Source organism: Pseudomonas sp. BRG-100, assembly GCF_000737955.1.
In the GTDB taxonomy this organism is placed as follows: Bacteria; Pseudomonadota; Gammaproteobacteria; order Pseudomonadales; family Pseudomonadaceae; genus Aquipseudomonas; species Aquipseudomonas synxantha_A.
The window spans coordinates 3,551,948-3,573,737 of the sequence record NZ_JPRX01000001.1 but is presented as its reverse complement, the minus strand read 5'-3'; the positions used below and the strand labels follow the sequence as shown (position 1 = coordinate 3,573,737).

The following is a 21,790-nucleotide window of genomic DNA, read 5'->3' as shown; positions in this document are numbered from 1 at the left end:
AACGAGGATTTCCAGCGGCTGACTAGTCTGGGATTACACCCCAAACCGCCCAGGAAACCTGCATGACCGCTGCCTCCCTCGACCAACCCTTGGAACTGCAACAATTATTGCCGGCATTGATCGAGCAAGGGCTGATTACCGCACAGGCGGCCCATAGCATTCAGGCAGCATCTTGCACTCAACATCCCCTGGAATGCATCGCAGCCCAAGGCCCTTGTCTTGAGACCCTGACCCAATGGCTGGCACAACATGCAGGTCAGCCTTACCTGCGCATCGACCCGTTGAAGATCGACGTGGCGAGCGTGGTGCCGTTGATGTCCCATGCCTTCGCCCAGCGCCACGGCATTCTTGCGGTCGCCGTGGATGCCCAAAGCGTCACGATCGCCAGCGCCCAGCCGTACATCAGCGCCTGGGAAGCCGGGCTCGCTCAAGTGCTCAAACGCACCATCAAGCGCGTGGTGGCCAACCCCCGCGATATCCAGCGCTGCCTCCACGAGTTTTACCGCTTGGCCAAGTCAGTCAGCGGCGCCGATCAGAAAATGGCGATACCCGGCAACGTCGAACTGCTCAGCCTCGGCGCCAGCGACAAGGAGCCCGATGCCAATGACGCGCATATCGTCAATATCGTCGACTGGCTGTTGCAATACGCCTTTGCCCAACGGGCCAGCGATATTCATATCGAACCCTGTCGCGATCAGGGCCGGGTGCGTTTTCGCATCGACGGGCTGTTGCATGACGTCTATCAATTTCCGCCTCAGGTCACCACCGCAGTGGTCAGCCGCTTGAAAAGTCTTGGGCGAATGAATGTGGCCGAGAAACGCAAACCCCAGGATGGTCGCGTCAAGACCAGGAACCCGGCAGGCGCGGAAGTGGAATTGCGCCTTTCGACCCTGCCGACCGCGTTTGGCGAAAAGCTGGTGATGCGGATTTTTGACCCTCAGGTGCTGCTCAAGGACTTCGACCAGCTGGGCTTGTCGAGCGCCGATCAGCAGCGCTGGCACGCCATGACTCGGCAAGCCAATGGCATCATCCTGGTCACAGGCCCGACCGGCTCGGGCAAGACCAGCACCCTCTACACCACCCTCAAGCAACTGGCGACCCGAGAGGTCAACCTGTGCACGGTAGAAGACCCGATTGAAATGGTCGAGCCGGCGTTCAATCAGATGCAGGTCCAACACAACATCGACCTCAGCTTTGCCAGCGGCGTCCGCGCCCTGCTGCGCCAGGACCCGGACATCATCATGATCGGTGAAATCCGTGACCGGGAAACCGCCGAGATGGCCATACAGGCCGCACTGACCGGGCACCTGGTGTTCTCGACCCTGCATACCAACGATGCGCCCAGCGCCATCAGCCGACTGCAGGAGCTTGGCATTGCTCATTATTTGATCAAGGCCACACTCATAGGCGTCATGGCGCAGCGTCTGGTGAGGGTTTTGTGCACCCACTGCAAGCGTGTGACGGGTGTGGAGAACATAGGCTGCTACGAGGCCGTCGGTTGTGTGGAATGCCGTGACAGCGGTTATCGAGGCCGAGCCGGGCTGTATGAAATCATGCCGTTAGACCCAGCGCTCAAGGCGCTGGTGACTCCCGGTACGGACATACAGGCGCTACGCCGTGAGGCGCTCGCGCAGGGCATGAACAGCTTGCGCATGGCCGGCATCGATAAAGTGAACGCCGGCGTGACCACGATGACGGAAATATTACGGGTCACGCCTGGGGATTCAGAAACAAATCCTTTGTTTGTCGGGCCGTGAAACCGTCCTTATCGGTGACCAGACCGCTACAATCGGCCCAACGTCGTTCACTGACATCTTCAGATAAGGAATCGCTATGCAGATCGGAACCGTACTGCTTCTTTTTGTGGGCTTGGCCATCGCCATCCTGTTCATGGGTTTCAAAGTGGTGCCCCAGGGCTACCAATGGACCGTCGAACGTTTCGGACGCTACACCAACACCCTCAAGCCCGGCCTGAACATCATCATCCCGGTCATGGACCGCATCGGTCGCAAGATCAACGTGATGGAAAGCGTGCTGGATATTCCGCCCCAGGAAGTCATCACTGCCGACAACGCCACCGTGCAGATCGATGCCGTGTGCTTCTTCCAGGTGGTCAACACCGCCCAGGCGGCCTACGAGGTCAACAACCTCGAACACGCAATCCGCAACCTGCTGCAAACCAATATCCGTACCGTCCTGGGCTCCATGGAGCTTGATGCCATGCTCAGCCAGCGTGATGGCATCAACGAGAAGCTGCTGCGCACCGTGGACGAAGCCACTGCGCCGTGGGGCATCAAGATCACCCGTATCGAGATCAAGGACATCAGCCCACCTGCCGACCTGATGGCCGCCATGTCCGGCCAGATGAAAGCCGAGCGAATCAAGCGTGCACAGATCCTCGAAGCCGAGGGCCTGCGTGCGTCGGCGATCCTGACGGCCGAAGGCAAGAAGCAGGCGCAGATCCTTGAAGCCGAAGGTAGCCGCCAGGCCGCGTTCCTGGAGTCCGAAGCACGTGAGCGTCAGGCCGAAGCCGAAGCTCGAGCGACACAAGTGGTGTCCGAAGCCATCGCGTCGGGCAATGTGCAGGCGGTCAACTACTTCGTCGCGCAAAAATACATCGATGCCTTGGGCAAGCTGGCGTCGGCCAACAACAGCAAGGTCATCCTGATGCCGCTGGAAGCCAGCCAGGTGATTGGCGCCGTGGGCGGTATAGGCGAAATCGTCAAGGCAACTTTTGGCAACCAGAAAGGCTGAGGCCAACACCATGTGGGACTTTTTGCTGCATTTGTCGTTCTGGGACTGGTTGGCGCTGGGCACCGTGCTGTTGATTCTTGAGGTGTTCGGCGCCGGCGGTTACCTGCTGTGGATGGGTATCGCCGCGGCCGCAGTGGGGGTGATCAAGTTCCTGGTCCCGCCACTCGGGCTGGAGTGGCAACTGCTGCTGTTCGCCATGCTGTCGATCCTGACGGCCGTGTATTGGTGGAAGCGCCAACGCAGCAGCGCCAAGGTCAGCGATCAACCGGGGTTGAACGAGCGCGGCTCCGAATTGATCGGGCGCACCTTCATGGTGCATCAGGCGATTGTGGATGGCCGGGGCAAGATTAAAGTCGGCGATGGCGTGTGGATGGTCACCGGTGCCGATGCCCCAGCAGGCGCTCAAGTACGCGTGGTTGGCCAGGATGGGGTGATTTTAGAGGTTGAAACTGTTTAGTCAGTGATGGAACTGGATCGACTTAACTACAATCAAAACGTACAGATAACCCACCGGAGTCACCCATCATGCGTCTTAAATATGCTGTCGCAACCCTCGCTGTGCTTTCCCTACCTGTCGGCTCAGCCATGGCCGATAGCTTTTGGCGTAATGTCATCTCGTCGGGCGCCACCACTGGCTCGACTTACCTGACATTCAAGGACCACAAGCTGGTAGTCGCCGCCCAGGACGACGCGGGCAGCTTCGTCGCCAGCGACGGCGGCATCCGCGGCCCGTACCTGGAAGCGGCCATGCAGAAGGTCCGCGCCGACAACCCTGGCCTTCAGGCCACGGACATGGAACTGGCTAACGCCATCCTGGCGAAGAATGCTGTAACCGAGTAACAGCCGCACCGATAAAAAATGCCGCTTTTTCAAGCGGCATTTTTTTGCCTGCCCTATGACGAATCGTTCATAAGCGACAGGCTATATTCAGTCTTGCCGTGCAACCATGCGTTACTGACACGTTTAACATTCATCGCCTATCTTGAACGGATGCCTTCTTCGTCATGAGCCAACAGCCTTTCCTGCCGTTTTCCAAACCGACCATTGATGAAGCCACCATTTCGGCAGTCGGCGATGTCCTGCGTTCCGGCTGGATCACCAGCGGGCCAAAAGTGCAGGCGTTCGAGGCGCAGTTGTCGGAATACTTTGGCGGGAGGCCGGTGCGCACCTTCAACTCGGGCACCTGCACCATGGAGATCGCCTTGCGCATCGCCGGTATCGGGCCTGGGGATGAAGTCATCACGACACCGATTTCCTGGGTGGCCACCGCCAACGTCATCCTCGAAGTCGGCGCTACTCCAGTGTTCGCCGATATCGACCCGATTACCCGCAACATTGACCTGGCCCAGGTTGAGGCGGCAATCACACCACGTACCAAAGCGATCATCCCGGTCTACCTGGCGGGCTTGCCCCTGGACATGCCGATGCTTTACGCGCTGGCCAACAAGTACAACCTGCGTATCGTCGAAGACGCCGCGCAAGCCTTGGGCTCCAGCTGGGACGGGGAACGCATCGGTGCAACCGGTGACTTCGTGTCGTTCAGCTTTCAGGCGAACAAGAACATCACCTCATCCGAGGGTGGCTGCCTGGTGTTGAACAACGCCGAGGAGGCTCGCCTGGCAGAGAAGTATCGCCTGCAGGGCGTGACCCGCACCGGTTTCGATGGCCTGGATGTGGATGTCCTGGGCGGCAAGTTCAATATGACCGACATCGCCGCCGCCATTGGCCTGGGGCAGTTTGCGCATATCGAGAAGATCACGGCCCACCGCCAGCACCTGGCACGCCACTACTTCCAGTGCTTTGGCAGTGACTTCGAAGAGAAATATGGCGCGCAACTGCCGCCGGCGGATTTCGAGAACAGCAACTGGCACCTGTTCCAACTGGTGTTGCCGGAGCGCCAGGACGGCTTGCCTGCTCGCGCAACGTTCATGGAGCAGATGCAGGCCCACGGCGTTGGCATTGGCTATCACTACCCGCCGATCCACTTGCTGAGCCTGTATCGGGCACAGGGTTTCAAGGAAGGCATGTTCCCGGTGGCGGAGCGTGTTGGGCGTTTGATCGTGTCGTTGCCGATGTTCACGGCAATGACAGAGGCGGATGTGGAGCGGGCTGTAGCGGCGGTTAAAGCGGTACTGAAGAAAGACTGAACACAACCAGCAGGCACACCCCAATCAACTGTGGGAGCTGGCTTGCCTGCGATGCAGGCACCTCGGTGTATCGGTGATACACGGGTGATCCAATCGCAGGCAAGCCAGCTCCCACATTGATGTGTGCTGTTGCAGCTATTGCGTTTAGTCGCCGATGGCGGCTTTGTAGCCGGCGGCATCCAGCAGTTTGTCCAGTTCAGCCTTGTCGCTTGGCTTGAGCTTGAAGATCCAGGCGCCATAAGGGTCAGAGTTCAGCAGCTCAGGGCTGCCACTCAGCTCTTCGTTGACAGCAATCACTTCGCCGGCAATCGGCGAGTAGATATCCGAAGCTGCTTTGACCGACTCCACCACACCCGCCTGATCTTGAGCGGCAAACACCTTGCCCACTTCAGTCAGTTCAACAAACACCACATCACCCAAAGCTTCCTGTGCATGGTCGGAGATGCCGACAGTCACGGTGCCATCAGCTTCCAGACGGGCCCATTCGTGACTTTCGGCAAAACGCAGGTCGGCAGGGATATTGCTCATAGTCTGTGTCCTCAAGAAGAAATGTCAGCGGCCATTGGCCTGCCGGAAAATAGTTAGATCAAGGTTTTGCCATGGCGTACGAAGGTCGGCTTGACCACTCGAACCGGGTACCACTTGCCGCGGATTTCCACTTCGGCCCGGTCGGCAGTCGCCGCCGGTACGCGCGCCAGGGCAATGGATTTGCTTAGCGTAGGCGAGAAACTACCACTGGTGATCTCTCCTTCGCCAACATTGGCGATACGAACCACTTGGTGAGCGCGTAAAACTCCACGCTCTTCCAGCACCAGCCCGACCAATTTGAACTGCACACCGGCCGCCTTTTCCGCTTCCAGCGCAGCACGACCGATAAAATTGCGCCCGGCAGGTTCCCAGGCAATGCTCCAGGCCATATTGGCCGCGAGGGGCGATACCTGCTGATGGATATCCTGGCCGTACAGGTTCATGCCGGCCTCCAGGCGCAAGGTATCGCGGGCGCCGAGGCCGATAGGTGAAATGCCCGCCCCCACCAGATCGTTGAAAAAACCCGGTGCCTGGTCGGCGGGCAGGACAATTTCCAGGCCGTCTTCGCCGGTGTAGCCGGTACGGGCGATAAACCAGTCGCCGTCGGCATGGCCTTCGAACGGCTTGAGCTGGTGGATCAGGATGCCACGGGACTGAGTCACCAGTTCGGCGATCTTATGCCGGGCGTGGGGCCCTTGGATGGCAAGCATGGCTAATTCGGACCGCTCATGCAGCTGCACCTGGTAAGCGCCCAGTTGCGCCTGCATCCAGGCCATATCCTGATCGCGGGTGGCGGCATTGACCACCAGCCGGTACCCGGTTTCGGTTCGGTAGACGATCATATCGTCCACCACTCCGCCTTGCTCGTTGAGCATGGCGCTGTACAGCGCACGGCCGCAGCCGTGCAATCGATCGACGTCATTGGCCAGCAGGTGCTGAAGCCATTCCTTGGCCTGAGGGCCGGTGACATCGATTACGGTCATATGAGATACATCGAACACCCCACAGTCGCGCCGCACCTGATGGTGTTCTTCAACCTGCGAGCCGTAATGCAAAGGCATATCCCAACCGCCAAAATCGACCATTTTCGCGCCGAGGGCGAGATGCAGGTCATACAAAGGCGTACGCTGTCCCATGGGTTTCTCCTTCCGGGCTTGGCGAAGGTGCGCAGAGCTGCCACTTGTGCCGAACACCTTGATTTACAAGGCCCGCAGCCACATACAGCAGGTCGATCCGAAAGACGGAGCGCACCGAATGCCGCGCATTGTAGCCTCATGCCGTAGGACTGGCACCTAACCGATTTGCCGAGCAGAGCGACGGATCAGCCCGATGACCGGCAACAACCCGACCAGCACCAGGGTCAACGCCGGCAAAGAAGCCCGCGCCCATTCACCTTCACTGGTCATCTCGAAGATCCGTACCGCCAGCGTGTCCCAGCCAAACGGGCGCATCAGCAATGTCGCGGGCATTTCCTTGAGTACATCCACGAACACCAGCAGCGCCGCGCTCAGGGTGCCGGGCAACAACAACGGCAGATACACTTTGCAAAACAGTCGTGGACCGCTCACCCCAAGGCTGCGTGCAGCTTCGGGCAATGACGGACGAATGCGCGCCAGGCTGTTTTCCAAAGGCCCGTAGGCCACTGCCAGGAACCGTACCAGGTAAGCCAGCACCAATGCCGACAGGCTGCCCAACAGCAAGGGCCTGCCCGCGCCGCCCAGCCAGCCGGACAGTGGCACCACCAGTTCGCGGTCCAGGTAGCTGAACGCCAGCATGATCGACACCGCCAGCACCGAGCCCGGCAAGGCATAACCGACATTGGCCAGGCTGATACCGGAGCGAATCGCCCGGGTCGGCGCCAGGCGGTTGGCAAAGGCCAGGATCATCGCCACGCTGACCGTAATCAGCGCGGCAATACCACCCAGGTAGAGGGTGTGGACGATCAGGCCCGTATAGCGCTCATCCAGGTCGAAGCGCCCGCGCTGCCAGAACCAGGCCACCAGTTGCAGCATCGGGATCACAAACGCACAGGCAAATACCAGGCCGCACCAGGCGCTGGCCGCCACGGCCTTGAACCCGTGCAGGTGGTACAACGCCTTGCCGCGTGGCCGCTCATTGCTCGGCCGGCTGGCCCCGCGCGCGCGCCGCTCGCCATACAGCACCAACATCACAACCAGCAGCAACAGGCTGGCCAGTTGCGCGGCGCTGGAAAGGCTGAAAAAGCCATACCAGGTTTTGTAGATAGCCGTGGTGAAGGTATCGAAATTGAACACCGAGACGGCGCCGAAATCTGCCAGGGTCTCCATCAACGCCAGGGCCACACCGGCACCAATCGCTGGTCGCGCCATCGGCAACGCCACGCGCCAGAATGCTTGCCATGGCGATTGCCCCAATACCCGCGCCGCTTCCATCAAGCCTTTGCCCTGGGCCAGGAACGCCGTGCGCGCCAGCAGGTAAACGTAGGGATAGAACACCAGCACCAACACGATGATCACGCCGCTGGTGGAGCGCACTCGCGGCAAGCGCAGCCCATTGCCGAACCATTCGCGCAGCAGGGTTTGCACGGGCCCTGCAAAATCCAGCAGACCGACGAACACGAAGGCCAGCACATAAGCCGGGATCGCAAAGGGCAGCATCAGCGCCCAATCGAGCCAACGTCGCCCGGGGAATTCGCAGAGGCTGGTCAGCCAAGCCAGGCTCACGCCCAGCAGCGTCACACCAATACCGACGCCGAGTACCAGGGTCAGGGTGTTGCCCAGCAAGCGCGGCATCTGGGTGTCCCAGAGGTGGGACCAGATCTGGTGGTCGATGCTTTGCCAGGACAGCAGCAGCACGCTCAGCGGCAGCAGCACCAGGGCGGCGACGGTGAAGACCGGCAGGTACCAGCGGCGTTGGGCGGGGTGGGCCAAGGAAAAGCTCTCTATAGAACAGACTATTCGAAGACAAACACAAAACAATGTGGGAGGGGGCTTGCTCCCGATAGCGGAGTGCCAGTCAATGATGATTAGACTGATACCCCGCTATCGGGGGCAAGCCCCCTCCCACATTTAGATCTGTGGCAATTTACACATTCAGTTCCAGCCAGCGCGATCCATCAGGCGAATGGCTTCAGCCTGGCGCTTGCCCGCCACTTCTACCGGCAAGGTATCGGCCACGAATTTGCCCCAGCTCGCCACTTCCGCCGATGGCGGTACCGCCGGGTTGGCCGGGAACTCCTGGTTCACGTCGGCAAAGATTTTCTGCGCCTCAGGCGTGGTCATCCACTCCACCAGTGCCTTGGCCGCTTGCGGGTGCGGCGCGTGCCTGGTCAGGCCGATGCCCGACAGGTTCACATGCACGCCACGGTCGCCCTGGTTCGGCCAGAACAGTTTCACCGCCAGATCCGGCTTCTGCTTGTGCAGGCGGCCGTAGTAGTAGGTATTGACGATACCCACGTCGCACTGTCCGGCATTGATGGCTTCCAGCACGGCGATGTCATCGGAGAACACGTCGGTGGACAGGTTGTTGACCCAGCCCTTGACGATCTCTTCGGTCTTGGCCGCGCCATGGGTTTCGATCAACGTGGCGGTCAGTGACTGGTTGTAGACTTTTTTCGCGGTACGCAGGCACAGGCGGCCTTCCCATTGCTTGTCTGCCAGGGCTTCGTAGGTGGTCAGTTCGCCCGGTTTCACCCGCTCGGTGGAATAGGCGATAGTGCGCGCACGCAGGCTCAAGCCGGTCCAGGCGTGGGCCGATGAGCGATATTGCAACGGGATATTCTTGTCGATCACAGCGGAAGTGAACGGTTGCAGGATGCCCATTTGCTCGGCCTGCCAGAGGTTGCCGGCGTCGACGGTGAGCAGCAGATCGGCGGTGGCGTTCTCGCCCTCGGCCTTGATGCGCTGCATCAGCGGCGCTTCCTTGTCGGTGATGAACTTGACCTGCACCCCGGTCTTCTTGGTGTAGGCATCGAATACCGGCTTGATCAGCTCATCGATGCGCGAGGAGTAGACCACGACTTCGTCGGCTGCCTGCACGGTGGTGCTGCCGATCAGGGTGAGTGCCAGGGCAGTCAGGAGGCGCTTGGGTGCCAACATGGGTGCGGTCTCTCATTTGCAAATTGAGGGCAAATGATAAGGACTCACATTTGGTAACGCTCGGTGGAGGCGTTACCAGATGTTGCACAGCCCGAATATGCGCGAGGGTTGAGGGCCTCATCGGGGGCAAGCCCCCTCCCACAGGGGACTGTGTTTCAATTCAGGGTTTAGCGAGTTCTGGTAGATCGCCAGTCAAACCTAGCGCCTGGCGCACAAACACTGCCTTGGCTTCGGGCATCTGGTCGACGATTTTCAGGCCGGCATTACGCAGCCAGCGCAGCGGCAGTTGATCCGCCTGGAACAAGCGCTCAAAGCCTTCCATTGCCGCCATCAGCGCCAGGTTGTGGGGCATGCGCCGCCGCTCGTAACGACTCAGCACCTTAACATCTGCCAGGCGCTCGCCGCGCTCGGTGGCCGCCAACAACACCTCGGCCAATACCGCCGCATCAAGAAAGCCCAGGTTCACGCCCTGCCCCGCCAACGGGTGAATAACGTGGGCAGCATCACCGATCAGTGCCAGGCCTTCGGCCACGTAGCGTTTGGCATGGCGCTGGCGTAACGGCACGCAAACTCGCGGGTCGGCGCTGATCACAGTGCCCAGGCGCCCTTCGAAGGCGCGCTCCAGCTCCCGGCAGAAGCGTTCATCATCCAGGGCCATCAGGCGCTCGGATTCAGCCGGCGTGGTCGACCAGACAATCGAACACCAATCTTCCTGCCCATCCCGTACCAGCGGCAGGAACGCCAGCGGGCCGGTATCGGTAAAGCGTTGCCAGGCCGTGCGCTGGTGCGGCTGGCTGCTGCGCACGCTGGTGACGATCGCGTTATGCAGGTAATCCCACTCGCGGGTCGGGGTGCCGGTCAGGCGGCGTACTGCGGAGTTGGCGCCATCGGCGGCCACCACCAGCGGCGCACGCAATTTGCGCCCGTCAGCCAGGGTCAGCAGCCAGTCATCGCCGGAGCGGCGCATCTGCTCAAGGCGCGCATTGGCCAGCAGGCCGAGGTCGCAGTCGTGCAAGCGCTCCAGCAAGGCATCCTGCACCACACGGTTTTCGACGATATGCCCGAGCACCTCGGCATGCACGCTGGCTGCCGAAAAGTGAATCTGCCCGGTACCGCTGCCGTCCCACACCTGCATCTCGCCGTAAGGGCTGGCGCGACGCTCGACGATGCCGTCCCACACGCCCAGGCGTTCGAGGATGCGCTGGCTGGCAGCGGACAACGCGCTCACCCGCGGTTCAAATGCCGCATCCGGCTCGAACGGTTTGACGCTTAGCGGGCTGCCGTCGAGCAGCAGCACCTGCAAGCCGCTGCCCTGCAACGCCAGCGCCAGGGCGCTTCCGACCATTCCGGCCCCGACAATCAGCACATCTGCGCGCATGTCCATGCTTTAAGCCTTGTCTCGTGTGCGGCACAGGCCGCCAATAAAGTGATGGGCCGGCTCAAACATCGGAGCGCACCCCCAGCCCCATGGCCTGGCGGGCGAACCAGCGTTTGGCCGGCGGCAACAGATCCAGGCCGAGCAAGCCCAGGTTACGGCCCAGCGCCATTAGCGGCTGGCCGCTGCCAAACAAGCGTGTGACCTGATCGGAAAAGCCTACGGTCAGTTGTTGGTCCAGGCGCTGGCGATCCCGATAGCCTTGCAACGTCGCCAGGTCACCTGGCACTGCCGGGCCGGCCAACAAGGCTTCGGCCAAGGCATTGGCATCGCGCAGGGACAGGTTGAACCCCTGCCCGGCAATCGGGTGCAGGCTGTGGGCGGCATTGCCGAGGACCGCAAGATGCGAGCGCACTTGCTCTTCAGCTTCCACCAGGGTCAGCGGGTACAGATGACGGGCGCCCACTTGCTTGAGGGTGCCCAGGCGATAACCGAGTACGCCCTGCAACTCGCTCAGGAAGCTGCGCTCGTCAAGGTCGGCCAGGCGCTGGGCGTCCATGCCGATGCGGGTCCAGACCAGCGCACAGCGGTTGTCCGGCAGCGGCAGCAAGGCCATCGGCCCCTCATCGGTAAAGCGCTCGAACGCTTCGCCATTGTGGGCTTCGCTCGGGGTGATATTGGCGATCAGTGCGCTCTGGTTGTAGGGCCGGGTCTTCACGCCAATGCCCAGTTGCTCGCGCAGGCCGGAGCGGCCGCCGTCGGCCAACACCGCGAGGTCGCATTCCAGCACGGTTTCATCGTTGAGGGTCAGGCGATAGCCATCAGGCAGCGGCTCCATGCGCGTGACTTCCGCGGGGCAGCGCCAGCCGACGACGTCTTTATCCAGGCCTTGCCATAGGCATTGGCCCAGCCAGGCGTTTTCCACCACATAGCCCAGAGCCGGTACGCCCTCTTCCATGGCGGACAAGCGCGCGGTAGAGAAACGCCCGCGGTCCGATACGTGGATCTGCTTGATCGGTTCGGCGCGGCGGGCAATGTCCTGCCACAGGCCCAGACGCTGATAAATCTGGCGGGCACCAAAGGACAGCGCCGAAGAACGCGCATCGTAACTGGGCTGGTAGCTGTCGCCCGGGGCAAAGGGTTCGATCAGCACGATCTTCCAGCCACGTGCCTTGGCCCCAGCCTGCAACGCCAGGGCCAGGCTGGCACCCACCAGGCCACCACCAATAATCGCCAGGTTGACCCGGCTCATCGGGCAGCCGCCATCAGTGCTTCGATCTCGGCAACGGTCTTGGGCACCGCGCCGGTCAGGATTTCACAGCCTTGCTTGGTCACTATCACGTCATCCTCGATGCGTACGCCAATGCCACGCCATTTCTTTGCCACGTTCTGGTTGTCCGGGGAAATATAGATGCCCGGTTCCACGGTCAAGGCCATGCCGACTTCCAGCACTCGCCATTCACCGCCGACCTTGTACTCGCCCACATCATGCACATCCATGCCCAGCCAGTGGCCGGCGCGGTGCATGTAGAAAGCGCGGTAGGCTTCGCTGGCGATCAGTTCGTCAACGTCACCTTGCAGCAACCCCAACTTCACCAAGCCGGCGGTGATGACCTGCACGGTAGCCTCATGGGCCTGGTTCCAATGCTTGTTCGGTGCGATCTGCTTGAAGGCGGCTTCCTGGGAGGCCAGCACAATCTCGTAGATCGCCTTTTGCTCAGGCGAAAACTTGCCGTTGACCGGCCAGGTGCGGGTGATGTCGCTGGCGTAGCAGTCGATCTCACAACCGGCGTCGATCAGCACCAGGTCGCCATCCTTGAGCAGCGCGTCATTCTGCTGGTAATGCAGGATGCAGCTGTTGCGTCCGGCGGCGACGATGGAACCGTAGGCTGGCATTTTCGCACCGCCCTTACGGAACTCGTAATCCAGCTCGGCCTCCAGGCTGAACTCATGCAAACCCGCACGGCTGGCCTGCATCGCCCGCACATGGGCCGCGCAGGAAATGCGCGCTGCTTCGCGCATCACCCTTACCTCTGCCGCCGATTTATACAGGCGCATGTCGTGCAGCAGATGATCCAGGGCAACGAATTCGTTCGGTGGCTGGGCGCCCAGGTGCGCTTTGGAACGGATCACGTTGATCCACTCCATCACATGCCGGTCGAATTCGGCATTGCTGCCCATGGCCGAATATACCCGGTCGCGGCCTTCGATCAGGCCGGGCAGGATGTCGTCGATATCAGTGATAGGGAATGCGTCGTCGGCGCCAAAGTCGCGGATCGCGCCTTCAGTGCCGGCGCGCAGGCCGTCCCACAGCTCGCGCTCAGCGTTGCGCTCACGGCAGAACAACACGTATTCGCCATGCTGGCGACCGGGCATCAGCACGATCACCGCTTCGGGCTCGGGGAAACCGCTCAGGTACTGGAAGTCGCTGTCCTGGCGGTACACGTGCTCGACATCGCGGTTGCGGATGGCCACGGCGGCTGCCGGCAGGATCGCGATGCTGTTGGGTTCCATCTGCGCCATGAGCGCCTTGCGGCGACGGGTGTATTCCGCTTTGGGGATATGAATCATGGGCAGATGGGGTTCCTTTCTTAATGCAGCGAAGGCTTGGGTGCAGCAGGTTCAGCAGACTTTTTGGTCTCGGTGAACAGCAGCAACGGCGCGACGCGCAGGTATTCCATCACTTCCATGTAGTCGCCTTCGCCGTCTTCGGACTCTTCCAGGGCATCTTGCACCTGGGAGATGGCTGCCAGGTCCTGCAGCACTTCCTTGGCGTCGGTGCCCAGCTCCAGGCCACCGGCGTTCACGCCGAAACCGTGGAGGAAACCCTGGCACCACTGGCCCAGGGCAGCAGCACGCTCGGTGAGTGGGGCGTCGTCGGTCGGCAGCAGCAGAACCACGGTGACGTCGTCACCGGTCAGCTCGCCCTTGACCATCTCTTGCAGGCCGATCAGCGCGTTACGCACGTTTTCGGTCGGTTCGGTTTCCAGCAGCTCGGCCACGTCGGCCAGCCAGTTGTCGGCATCAAAGCCCACGCCGGTGCAGCTGCGGCCCAACAGCACGCCGTGCAGTTCGGCAGGCGAGCATGGGTGACCGCTGGTGCTCAGCAGTTTGGAAAAAGCGTCGTACGGGGAATTCTGAATGGGCATGGTGAGCTAGGCGCCAGACGGCGCAATGTCTAGAATGGAGCGCTGTATCCTAGCACCGGCAGACGCACCAAGACTATCGAGGGCGTCAGATCGTTTATCCTGCAGTTGCCATTCATCAGACAAATCCAGTGGAACCCAATGGAAGACACCGACCTGCAAGCGCTGATGGCCAGACTCGAACTGCTAATTGATCGGGTCGAGCAACTAAAGAGTCAAAACGGACTCCTATTAGCTCAGGAAAAGACCTGGCGCGAGGAACGCGCTCACCTCATTGAAAAAAACGAAATCGCCCGGCGTAAGGTCGAATCGATGATTTCGCGCCTGAAGGCCCTGGAGCAAGACTCATGAGTTCAAGCAATAGCGTTACCGTGCAGATCCTCGACAAAGAATATTCGATCATCTGCCCCCAGGAAGAACGCAGCAATCTGGTGAGCGCTGCGCGTTACCTGGACGGCAAGATGCGTGAAATCCGCAGCAGCGGCAAAGTGATCGGCGCCGACCGCATCGCCGTGATGGCCGCGCTGAATATCACCCACGATCTGCTGCACAAGCAGGAACGCCCTGACGTGCAGGCCAGCGGCTCGACCCGCGAGCAAGTGCGTGACCTGCTCGAGCGCGTGGATCTGGTGCTTTCCACCGATTCCGACGCACCCAAGGGCTGATTGCCGAGTCTGTTTAAGGTATACTCGCCCCACTCCCTGGCGTGTTTGCCAGTCGGCGATGTCCCTGAGCCGATTCGCACTACCCTGGAAGTTGCACGTTGGGCTGGTGTGCATGTCCGCTAGACGGAAAGCCTTAAAGCCTACTGCTTCTTCCACCTTGAACTTTCGGGTTCAAGGGCTAAGTCGACAGCGGCTCTGTCGGGGAGCCTGAATTCCCAAACTCAATGCCAGTCCCAGGACTGGCATTGTTTTATGAGCCGATAAGCCATGACCGAACCTGCGCCGCTGTCCCGTCCGCAACTTCGACGCATGTTGCGCAAGGCCCGCCGTGCCCTCACGCCGAGCGAGCAGCGCCAGGCCGCCCTTGGCCTGTACCGGCAACTGGCGCAGCACCCGCTGTTTCGCCGGGCCAAACATATTTCCTTATACCTGCCGACGGACGGCGAAATCGATCCGCGCCTGCTGCTGCGCGCGGCGCAGCGCCGTGGCAAGGCCACCTATCTGCCGGTACTGAGTGCCTGGCCGCGCACCAAGATGGTGTTCCAGCGCGTGCGGCCTGGGGATAAGTTGTCGCCCAACCGCTTTGGCATTCTTGAGCCGCGGGTCAATGTCCACCAGCAGCGCAAAGTCTGGGCGCTCGACCTGGTGCTGTTGCCGTTAGTGGGGTTCGATAGCGAAGGCGGACGCCTGGGCATGGGTGGCGGATTCTACGACCGCAGCCTGGCCTACCTGGCCAGGCGCAAAAGCTGGCGCAAGCCGACCTTGCTGGGGTTGGCCCATGAATGTCAGCAGGTAGACCGCTTGGCGCAGGCAAGTTGGGACGTGCCGCTGGCGGGCACTGTCACCGATAAGCACTGGTATGTTGCACAAACGTCGCTGGAACCAGCGACGCCTTGAAGCCTTATTAACGCTTGAATTGTTGCTGCACTGGCGAGAGTTCAACCGGTGCGTCGGCCTTGTTCGACCACAAGCTCTGGGCATACCCGGTGGTCACAACGCCCAGACCAAACAAAATAACCAAAATCCATAGTAAATCCGGTTTACGTTGCATCGATTGCCCCCCTTCAGGCACCTCGTACACGATGACAACAACGTTCCAAAGTAGTCCGTTGCAGCTGCGCCAAGCCTAAAAGCGCGCATTCTGCGGTAACGTGAACCAACACGCAAACCTTGACGCCAACCGACTGTCGGTTTGTCATGCAATTGCCCGACAACTTGCCCAATGCCTTTTTCAGGAGCCCAAAAATGGCCTACTGGCTGATGAAATCCGAGCCTGACGAATTGTCCATCGAGGACCTGGAAAAGCTCGGCGAAGCGCGCTGGGATGGGGTTCGCAACTATCAGGCGCGCAACTTTCTGCGCGCCATGGCGGTGGGCGATGAGTTTTTCTTCTATCACTCCAGCTGTCCGGAGCCAGGGATTGCCGGCATCGGCAAAATCGTCGAGGCCGCCTACCCGGATCCTACAGCGCTGGAACCGGACAGCCATTATTTCGACGCCAAGGCCAGTGCGGAGAAAAATCCGTGGAGTGCCATCACCGTGGGCCACGTCAACACCTTCCCCAAGGTGCTGGGCCTGGGCTATCTAAAGCAGCAAACCGCTCTTGCCGAAATGCCGCTGGTGCAGAAAGGTAGCCGGCTTTCGGTCATGGCGGTCACGCCTGAACAATGGACGGCCATCCTTCAGCTGCTTTAACTGACCGATATCAAGACCCTCACGGGCCAAACCCATCACACTGGACGCTAACGCCGCAGGATGCAGCCATGTCTACGAACCACCATACGTCCCGTCTGTTCGCCATCGCCCTGATCGTCCTCTTGCTGGGGGCGGGGGCCTTTGGCTACTGGCGTTCGACCCAGGACCGCCTGCCCGAGGGCTTGAGCATGGGCAATGGGCGCCTGGAGTCCACCGAAGTGCAAATCGCCGCCAAGATCCCCGGGCGCCTGGCCGAAGTGCACGTGGATGAAGGCGACAAAGTGCTCAAGGGCCAGTTGCTGGCACGCATGGACACCCGCACCCTGCAAGCCCAGCGCGCCCAGGCCGAAGCAGAGGTGTTACGCGCCAGGGAAAACTTCGCCTCTGCTGAAGCCAACGTGCAGTTGCGCCAAAGCGAGCAACTGCTGGCCAGCCAGGAACTCAAGCGCACCCAAGAGCTGTACCGGCGCGGCTTTGCCAGCAGCCAATTGATCGACCAGCAGCAGGCGCGCCAGAACACCGGCAATGCGGCGGTGATCGCGGCCCAAGCCCAAGTCAACGCAGTGAAGGCCGCGATCGGTGCGGCCCAGGCCCAAGTCGCCCAACTCACCAGCGAAATCGACGACAGCAGCCTGCGTGCGCCCATCGACGGCATCATCCAATTGCGCTTGGCCGAGCCGGGCGAAGTGCTCGGCGCGGGTGGTCGCGTGTTGCTGCTGATTGACCCCAATGACCAGTACATGAATCTCTACCTGCCCGCATCCGTCACCGGCCGCCTGACCGTCGGCAGTGAAGCGCGCATCCTGCTCGACGCCCTGCCCCAGCAAGCGCTGCCGGCCAAAATCAGTTTTGTCGCGGCCAAATCCCAGTTCACTCCCAAGGAAGTCGAAACCCGCGATGAGCGGCAAAAACTGGTGTTCCGCGTCAAATTGCGCCTGACTCAGCCCAGCGCCGTGCCACAAGCCAAACCGGGCATGCCCGGCGCGGGCTATGTACGCACGGCCGATGTCGACTGGCCGGCCAACCTGCAATGAGCGGCCTGGCGCTGCACGCCACGGGGATCAACCACCGCTACGGCAAGCAACAGGCACTGCTCGACGTTGCCTTCAGCTTGCCAGCCGGTACCCGCTGCGGGTTGATAGGTCCGGACGGCGCCGGCAAGTCGAGCCTGCTGGGTCTGATCGCCGGGGTTAAAAAGCTGCAGGAGGGCCAGTTGCAGGTGCTCGGCGGTTCTATCCAAGACCGTCGCCATCGCAACAGCCTGTACCCGCGCATCGCCTTTATGCCCCAGGGTCTGGGCGGCAATCTGTACCCCGAGCTGTCCATCAGCGAGAACATCCGTTTCTTCGCCACCTTGTTCGGCCTGTCGAAAGCCGATTGCGACCAGCGCATGCACAACCTGCTGCTCGCCACCGACCTCGCACGTTTTGCCGAGCGCCCGGCAGGCAAGCTCTCCGGCGGTATGAAGCAGAAGCTCGGCCTGTGCTGCGCGCTGATCCATGATCCGGACCTGTTGATCCTCGACGAGCCCACCACCGGCGTCGACCCGCTGTCCCGCCGGCGTTTCTGGGAGCTGGTAGATAGCGTACGCAGTGAGCGCCCGCAACTGACACTGCTGGTGGCCACCGCCTACATGGAAGAGGCCGAGCAATTCGAGCATTGCCTGATGCTCGACCGTGGCAGGTTGATCGCCGATGGACTGAGCCGCGAACTGGCGGCGATAACGCCCAGCGGCAAGCTGGATGAGGCCTTCACCCACTTCCAGGGCGACAGTGCTCACGACAGCCAGCCGCTGGTAATTCCACCGCGCACAGGCGGCAACGCCGATATCGCCATTCAAGCCCACGACCTGACCCTGCGCTTTGGCGATTTCACCGCGGTGAACAACGTCAGCTTTGCCATTGGCCGCGGCGAGATCTTCGGCTTCCTCGGTTCCAACGGTTGCGGCAAGACCACCACCATGAAAGTGCTGACCGGGCTGATGCCGGCCACCGAGGGCAGTGCAATCCTGCTGGGCAAGCCGGTGGACGCCAAGGACCTGGCGACCCGCAAGCGCGTAGGTTTCATGTCGCAGAGCTTCTCGCTGTATGGCGAACTGAGCGTGCGCCAGAACCTGGTGCTGCATGCGCAACTGTTCGACTTGCCCAAGGCCGACAGCGGTCCGCGCATTGATGAACTGATCCAACGTTTCGACCTGGGTGAAGTGGCCGAACAGCCCTCCGGCGAGTTACCCCTTGGCCTGCGCCAGCGTTTGTCCTTGGCGGTTGCGGTGCTGCATCGCCCGGAAGTGCTGATCCTCGATGAGCCCACCTCGGGTGTCGACCCGGCGGCACGGGATGATTTCTGGCGGTTGCTGATCGAGTTGTCGCGCCAACAAGGCGTGACCATCTTCCTGTCCACCCACTTTATGAACGAAGCCCAGCGCTGCGACCGCATCTCCTTGATGCATGCCGGCAAGGTGTTGGCCTGCGACACGCCCGAGGCGCTGCAACAGCAGTTCCACGGCGATACCCTGGAGGCGGCTTTCGTCACCTGCCTGGAGCAGGCCCAGGGCGAACCCGAATCCAGCGCGCCCCGTGCAACGGTCAACGATGCCCACGCGCCGCCCGCGAGCAAACACGGCTTCAGCCTGGCGCGGTGGTTAGCCGTGGCCAGCCGCGAAGGCAAGGAGCTGCTGCGCGACAAGGTACGCATGGCCTTCGCCCTGCTCGGGGCGATGTTCATGATGGTGATCTTCGGCTACGGGATTTCCCTGGACGTGGAAAACCTCGCCTTCGCCGTCTACGACCAGGACCAGACCCCGCAAAGCCGCGCCTATCTAGAGGCATTTCGCAGTTCGCGCTATTTCGCCGAGCAAGCACCCATTCGCGACGCCAACGAATTGCACCGGCGCCTGCAACGTTCGGAAATCAAGCTGGCCCTGGAGATCCCACCCGGCTTTGGCCGTGACCTCTACGCCGGCCGCCAGCCCACCGTCGCGGCCTGGCTCGACGGCGGCATGCCGTTTCGCGCTGAAACCAGCCGCAACTACGTGGAGGCCGTGCACCAGGGCAACCTTGCGCAACTGGCTGAACTCAGTAGCTTACCCTTGAACAACCGGGCCGCCGTCAAGCTTGAAACACGCTTTCGCTACAACCAGGACGTGGTCAGCGTGAATGCCATTGGCCCTGGCGTGATGGCGCTGATTCTGGCGTTTATTCCGGCCATGCTCACCGCCCTTGGCATCGTGCGCGAGAAGGAACTGGGGTCGATCACCAACTTCTATGCCACGCCACTGACACGCCTGGAGTTTTTGTTGGGCAAACAGGCGCCCTACCTGGCCGTCAGTCTGGTCAACCTGGCGCTGCTGGTGGCGATGAACCGCTGGTTGTTCGGTGTACCGTTCAAAGGCAGCGGCCTGACCCTGGCTTTCGGTGGCCTGTTGTACGTACTGGCGACCACGAGCATGGGCCTGCTGATCTCGGCGTTCACCCGTACCCAGATCGCGGCGATCCTCGGCACCATGATTATCACCAGCCTGCCGACCATCCAGTTTTCCGGGCTGATCGTGCCGCGTTCGTCCCTGGAAGGTGCGGCGGCGCTGATGGGCACGCTGTTTCCGGCCGGGCACTTTCTGGATATTGCGGTGGGCACCTTCACCAAGGCTCTGGACCTGCGGCAGTTGTGGCCGCAGTGCCTGGCGTTGTTCGGGTTTTTCGTCGGTTTCACCGGGCTGAGCCTGGTGATGCTCAAGAAGCAGGAGGCCTGATGCACAAGCTCGCCCATATCCTGCGCCTGGGGCTCAAGGAACTCACCAGCCTGCGCCACGACAGCGTGTTGCTACTATTTCTGTTCTACGCCTTCACCGTGGCGATCTACATGCCCGCTGCCGGTTCAGTGATTGGCGTGCACAACGCCAGCGTGGCCTTTGTCGATGAAGATCACAGCGCGCTCTCGCGGCAAATGGCCGAGGCCCTGCAACCACCGGAATTCCAGGCGCCGGCGCCACTGGCCTACGACCAGCTGGACAGGGTCATGGACAGCGGCCAATACACCTTCGTCGTCAATGTACCGGCGAATTTCCAGGCCGACCTGCTGGCGGGGCGCCAGCCGGGGGTGCAGGTGAACGTTGATGCCACGGCGATGAGCCAGGCATTCATGGGTGCGGGTTACATCGGGCGGATTTTCCAACGCGAACTGCTGACCTACAGCAGCCAGGCCGATGCTGCCGGCAAAGCTCCGGCCCTGCTGACCACCCGGGCGTTGTTCAATACCAACCTGGAAGGTGGCTGGTTCCTGGCGGTGATCCAGATCGTCAACAACATCACCATCCTCGCCATCGTGCTGACCGGCACCGCCCTGCTGCGCGAACGCGAGCACGGCACCCTCGACCATCTGCTGGTGCTGCCCCTGACCGCGCTGGAGATCATGCTGGCAAAAATCTGGAGCAACATGCTGGTGGTGGTGTTGTGTACGTGGCTGTCCCTGGAACTGGTGGTCAAAGGCTTGCTCGGCGTGCCGCTGGCCGGGTCATTGGGCCTGTTCCTGCTGGTGACGGCCCTGTATTTATTTGCGAGTACTGCGTTGGGGATCTTCCTCGCCACTCTCGCCCGCTCGACGCCGCAGTTCGGCCTGCTGGCGATCCCGGTGATCATTCCCATGCTGTTGCTCTCTGGCGGCAGTACGCCGCTGGATAGCATGCCCGAATGGTTGCAGTGGGTGATGCAGGGCTCGCCATCGACGCATTTTGTAAGCTTGAGTGCAGCGATTCTATTCAGGGATGCGGGGTTGAGCGTGGTGTGGCCAGACTTGCTGGCCCTGACGGCGATTGGCTTGGTGTTTTTTGCGGTGGCGTTGGCGCGGTTTCGCAAGAGCCTGGCTTCCTGAGACGCCTGGCAGGACCTCGCGAATGGCGCTAAGCGCCGGCTTTACTGGATGATCAGATTGTTGAAGAGCAAATCTTCCACCATCGGCTTGCCGGTCTCGTCATTCATCACTTGCTGGGTTTGTTTCAGGGCTTCCTGACGCAGCTTTTCCTTGCCTTCGACCGTACTCATGGCCTCGCTGGTCTGCTGGGTAAACAGCGCCACCAGCTGGTTGCGGATCAACGGATCGTTGGCTTTGACCGCCGCAGCTGCTTCGGTGCCGGTCACGCGCAGGGCGATATCGGCCTTGTAAACCTTGAGCTTCGCCGTGCCATCCAGGCCATAGTTGCCTACGAATGGCGGCGTCAGGCTGATATAGCTGACCTTCGGCACCTCGCCTTCCTTGGCCTCTTCGGCCTGGACAGCCATCGGCAACGTCAGGGCCAGCATCAACAGGATCCACGCTTTCACAGTTCATTCCTCGAATTCGTTTGCCCGGTAGCATAACGCTAGCAAGGCTGAGCACAAGCTTATGGGGGCTTATCAGGCGCGGGTATGCT

General features: G+C 61.2%; 22 protein-coding genes and 1 other RNA gene. 13 read left to right on the top strand and 10 right to left on the bottom strand.

Annotation, left to right across the window (positions count from 1 at the left end; all coding sequences use genetic code 11):
* The first annotated feature begins 62 nt into the window (after positions 1-62).
* From JH25_RS11620 to JH25_RS11640, 5 genes are all read left to right on the top strand, one after another.
* Positions 63-1,757 carry a GspE/PulE family protein gene (locus JH25_RS11620; RefSeq protein WP_032878842.1) on the top strand — a complete coding sequence of 565 codons (1,695 nt, stop codon included), beginning with the start codon at positions 63-65 and terminating at the stop codon, positions 1,755-1,757.
* Between the two features lie 76 nt (positions 1,758-1,833).
* Positions 1,834-2,754, top strand: a complete 921-nt coding sequence (locus JH25_RS11625; protein WP_003195285.1) for an SPFH domain-containing protein — start codon at positions 1,834-1,836, stop codon at positions 2,752-2,754.
* A 10-nt stretch (positions 2,755-2,764) separates the two neighbouring features.
* Positions 2,765-3,211: an NfeD family protein gene (locus tag JH25_RS11630; protein ID WP_005792377.1), complete on the top strand. Its 447-nt coding sequence runs from the start codon at positions 2,765-2,767 to the stop codon at positions 3,209-3,211.
* 68 nt (positions 3,212-3,279) lie between these two features.
* The gene (locus tag JH25_RS11635; RefSeq protein WP_003176799.1) at positions 3,280-3,594 is read left to right on the top strand and encodes a DUF2388 domain-containing protein; all 315 of its coding nucleotides are present in this window, start codon (positions 3,280-3,282) and stop codon (positions 3,592-3,594) included.
* Between the two features lie 164 nt (positions 3,595-3,758).
* Positions 3,759-4,901, top strand: coding sequence for a DegT/DnrJ/EryC1/StrS family aminotransferase (locus JH25_RS11640; protein WP_032878841.1), 1,143 nt, complete (start codon positions 3,759-3,761; stop codon positions 4,899-4,901).
* Between the two features lie 144 nt (positions 4,902-5,045).
* Here the strand turns inward: JH25_RS11640 and gcvH are convergent, their stop codons facing one another.
* From gcvH to JH25_RS11680, 8 genes are all read right to left on the bottom strand, one after another.
* Positions 5,046-5,429 (bottom strand): glycine cleavage system protein GcvH, encoded by a 384-nt coding sequence (gene gcvH / locus JH25_RS11645; protein ID WP_032878840.1) that lies wholly within the window; start codon positions 5,427-5,429, stop codon positions 5,046-5,048.
* Between the two features lie 53 nt (positions 5,430-5,482).
* The gene (gene gcvT, locus JH25_RS11650) at positions 5,483-6,565 is read right to left on the bottom strand and encodes a glycine cleavage system aminomethyltransferase GcvT (protein WP_032878838.1); all 1,083 of its coding nucleotides are present in this window, start codon (positions 6,563-6,565) and stop codon (positions 5,483-5,485) included.
* Positions 6,566-6,721: 156 nt separating this feature from the next.
* Entirely contained in the window at positions 6,722-8,338 is a 1,617-nt protein-coding gene (locus JH25_RS11655) for an ABC transporter permease (RefSeq protein ID WP_032878836.1), read from the bottom strand.
* Between the two features lie 162 nt (positions 8,339-8,500).
* On the bottom strand, positions 8,501-9,505 hold the full coding sequence (locus JH25_RS11660) for an extracellular solute-binding protein (protein ID WP_032878835.1): 1,005 nt from the start codon (positions 9,503-9,505) through the stop codon (positions 8,501-8,503).
* Between the two features lie 160 nt (positions 9,506-9,665).
* Entirely contained in the window at positions 9,666-10,883 is a 1,218-nt protein-coding gene (locus JH25_RS11665) for a 2-octaprenyl-3-methyl-6-methoxy-1,4-benzoquinol hydroxylase (protein WP_164699558.1), read from the bottom strand.
* A 61-nt stretch (positions 10,884-10,944) separates the two neighbouring features.
* Complete coding sequence (ubiH, locus tag JH25_RS11670; RefSeq protein WP_032878830.1) at positions 10,945-12,132, bottom strand: 2-octaprenyl-6-methoxyphenyl hydroxylase; 1,188 nt, start codon at positions 12,130-12,132, stop codon at positions 10,945-10,947.
* Positions 12,129-13,451 carry a Xaa-Pro aminopeptidase gene (gene pepP / locus JH25_RS11675; protein ID WP_032878828.1) on the bottom strand — a complete coding sequence of 441 codons (1,323 nt, stop codon included), beginning with the start codon at positions 13,449-13,451 and terminating at the stop codon, positions 12,129-12,131. Before pepP ends, ubiH begins: the two co-directional genes overlap by 4 nt.
* A gap of 20 nt (positions 13,452-13,471) precedes the next feature.
* A complete protein-coding gene (locus JH25_RS11680; RefSeq protein ID WP_032878826.1) occupies positions 13,472-14,029 on the bottom strand; it encodes a YecA/YgfB family protein in 558 nt (185 codons plus the stop codon).
* 138 nt (positions 14,030-14,167) lie between these two features.
* Here JH25_RS11680 and JH25_RS11685 point away from each other — a divergent pair, with 138 nt between their 5' ends.
* The 4 genes from JH25_RS11685 to JH25_RS11695 all read left to right on the top strand — a co-directional run bounded on the left by JH25_RS11685 (position 14,168) and on the right by JH25_RS11695 (position 15,588).
* Positions 14,168-14,377: a TIGR02449 family protein gene (locus JH25_RS11685; RefSeq protein ID WP_003177365.1), complete on the top strand. Its 210-nt coding sequence runs from the start codon at positions 14,168-14,170 to the stop codon at positions 14,375-14,377.
* A complete protein-coding gene (locus JH25_RS11690) occupies positions 14,374-14,691 on the top strand; it encodes a cell division protein ZapA (protein WP_005792389.1) in 318 nt (105 codons plus the stop codon). The genes JH25_RS11685 and JH25_RS11690 overlap by 4 nt, the downstream gene beginning before the upstream one ends.
* 30 nt (positions 14,692-14,721) lie before the next feature.
* A non-coding RNA gene (gene ssrS, locus JH25_RS28145) (6S RNA) lies at positions 14,722-14,900 on the top strand.
* 58 nt (positions 14,901-14,958) lie between these two features.
* Positions 14,959-15,588, top strand: coding sequence for a 5-formyltetrahydrofolate cyclo-ligase (locus JH25_RS11695; protein ID WP_032878825.1), 630 nt, complete (start codon positions 14,959-14,961; stop codon positions 15,586-15,588).
* 7 nt (positions 15,589-15,595) lie between these two features.
* On the opposite strand, the gene JH25_RS28685 is transcribed toward JH25_RS11695, so the two are convergent.
* Complete coding sequence (locus tag JH25_RS28685) at positions 15,596-15,742, bottom strand: hypothetical protein (protein ID WP_005792392.1); 147 nt, start codon at positions 15,740-15,742, stop codon at positions 15,596-15,598.
* Positions 15,743-15,936: 194 nt separating this feature from the next.
* Between JH25_RS28685 and JH25_RS11700 the strand changes: the two genes are divergently transcribed.
* From JH25_RS11700 to JH25_RS11715, 4 genes are all read left to right on the top strand, one after another.
* Positions 15,937-16,386, top strand: a complete 450-nt coding sequence (locus tag JH25_RS11700) for an EVE domain-containing protein (RefSeq protein WP_032878824.1) — start codon at positions 15,937-15,939, stop codon at positions 16,384-16,386.
* 68 nt (positions 16,387-16,454) lie between these two features.
* The gene (locus tag JH25_RS11705) at positions 16,455-17,420 is read left to right on the top strand and encodes an HlyD family secretion protein (protein ID WP_032878823.1); all 966 of its coding nucleotides are present in this window, start codon (positions 16,455-16,457) and stop codon (positions 17,418-17,420) included.
* Positions 17,417-20,134: a ribosome-associated ATPase/putative transporter RbbA gene (gene rbbA / locus JH25_RS11710; protein ID WP_032878822.1), complete on the top strand. Its 2,718-nt coding sequence runs from the start codon at positions 17,417-17,419 to the stop codon at positions 20,132-20,134. Before JH25_RS11705 ends, rbbA begins: the two co-directional genes overlap by 4 nt.
* Complete coding sequence (locus JH25_RS11715; protein ID WP_032878820.1) at positions 20,134-21,252, top strand: ABC transporter permease; 1,119 nt, start codon at positions 20,134-20,136, stop codon at positions 21,250-21,252. Before rbbA ends, JH25_RS11715 begins: the two co-directional genes overlap by 1 nt.
* A 41-nt stretch (positions 21,253-21,293) precedes the next feature.
* Here JH25_RS11715 and JH25_RS11720 read toward each other — a convergent pair whose 3' ends face one another.
* On the bottom strand, positions 21,294-21,701 hold the full coding sequence (locus tag JH25_RS11720) for a flagellar basal body-associated protein FliL (RefSeq protein WP_032878819.1): 408 nt from the start codon (positions 21,699-21,701) through the stop codon (positions 21,294-21,296).
* Positions 21,702-21,790: the final 89 nt, after the last annotated feature.

Coding starts and splice junctions, on each gene's coding strand:
- JH25_RS11690 (WP_005792389.1), top strand. CDS start 14,374: ATGAGTTCAAGCAATAGCGTTACCGTGCAGATCCTCGACAAAGAATAT.
- JH25_RS11635 (WP_003176799.1), top strand. CDS start 3,280: ATGCGTCTTAAATATGCTGTCGCAACCCTCGCTGTGCTTTCCCTACCT.
- JH25_RS11660 (WP_032878835.1), bottom strand. CDS start 9,505: ATGTTGGCACCCAAGCGCCTCCTGACTGCCCTGGCACTCACCCTGATC.
- JH25_RS11620 (WP_032878842.1), top strand. CDS start 63: ATGACCGCTGCCTCCCTCGACCAACCCTTGGAACTGCAACAATTATTG.
- JH25_RS11665 (WP_164699558.1), bottom strand. CDS start 10,883: ATGCGCGCAGATGTGCTGATTGTCGGGGCCGGAATGGTCGGAAGCGCC.
- JH25_RS11685 (WP_003177365.1), top strand. CDS start 14,168: ATGGAAGACACCGACCTGCAAGCGCTGATGGCCAGACTCGAACTGCTA.
- JH25_RS28685 (WP_005792392.1), bottom strand. CDS start 15,742: ATGCAACGTAAACCGGATTTACTATGGATTTTGGTTATTTTGTTTGGT.
- ubiH (WP_032878830.1), bottom strand. CDS start 12,132: ATGAGCCGGGTCAACCTGGCGATTATTGGTGGTGGCCTGGTGGGTGCC.
- JH25_RS11640 (WP_032878841.1), top strand. CDS start 3,759: ATGAGCCAACAGCCTTTCCTGCCGTTTTCCAAACCGACCATTGATGAA.
- rbbA (WP_032878822.1), top strand. CDS start 17,417: ATGAGCGGCCTGGCGCTGCACGCCACGGGGATCAACCACCGCTACGGC.
- JH25_RS11630 (WP_005792377.1), top strand. CDS start 2,765: ATGTGGGACTTTTTGCTGCATTTGTCGTTCTGGGACTGGTTGGCGCTG.
- gcvT (WP_032878838.1), bottom strand. CDS start 6,565: ATGGGACAGCGTACGCCTTTGTATGACCTGCATCTCGCCCTCGGCGCG.
- pepP (WP_032878828.1), bottom strand. CDS start 13,451: ATGATTCATATCCCCAAAGCGGAATACACCCGTCGCCGCAAGGCGCTC.
- gcvH (WP_032878840.1), bottom strand. CDS start 5,429: ATGAGCAATATCCCTGCCGACCTGCGTTTTGCCGAAAGTCACGAATGG.
- JH25_RS11625 (WP_003195285.1), top strand. CDS start 1,834: ATGCAGATCGGAACCGTACTGCTTCTTTTTGTGGGCTTGGCCATCGCC.
- JH25_RS11700 (WP_032878824.1), top strand. CDS start 15,937: ATGGCCTACTGGCTGATGAAATCCGAGCCTGACGAATTGTCCATCGAG.
- JH25_RS11695 (WP_032878825.1), top strand. CDS start 14,959: ATGACCGAACCTGCGCCGCTGTCCCGTCCGCAACTTCGACGCATGTTG.
- JH25_RS11715 (WP_032878820.1), top strand. CDS start 20,134: ATGCACAAGCTCGCCCATATCCTGCGCCTGGGGCTCAAGGAACTCACC.
- JH25_RS11680 (WP_032878826.1), bottom strand. CDS start 14,029: ATGCCCATTCAGAATTCCCCGTACGACGCTTTTTCCAAACTGCTGAGC.
- JH25_RS11705 (WP_032878823.1), top strand. CDS start 16,455: ATGTCTACGAACCACCATACGTCCCGTCTGTTCGCCATCGCCCTGATC.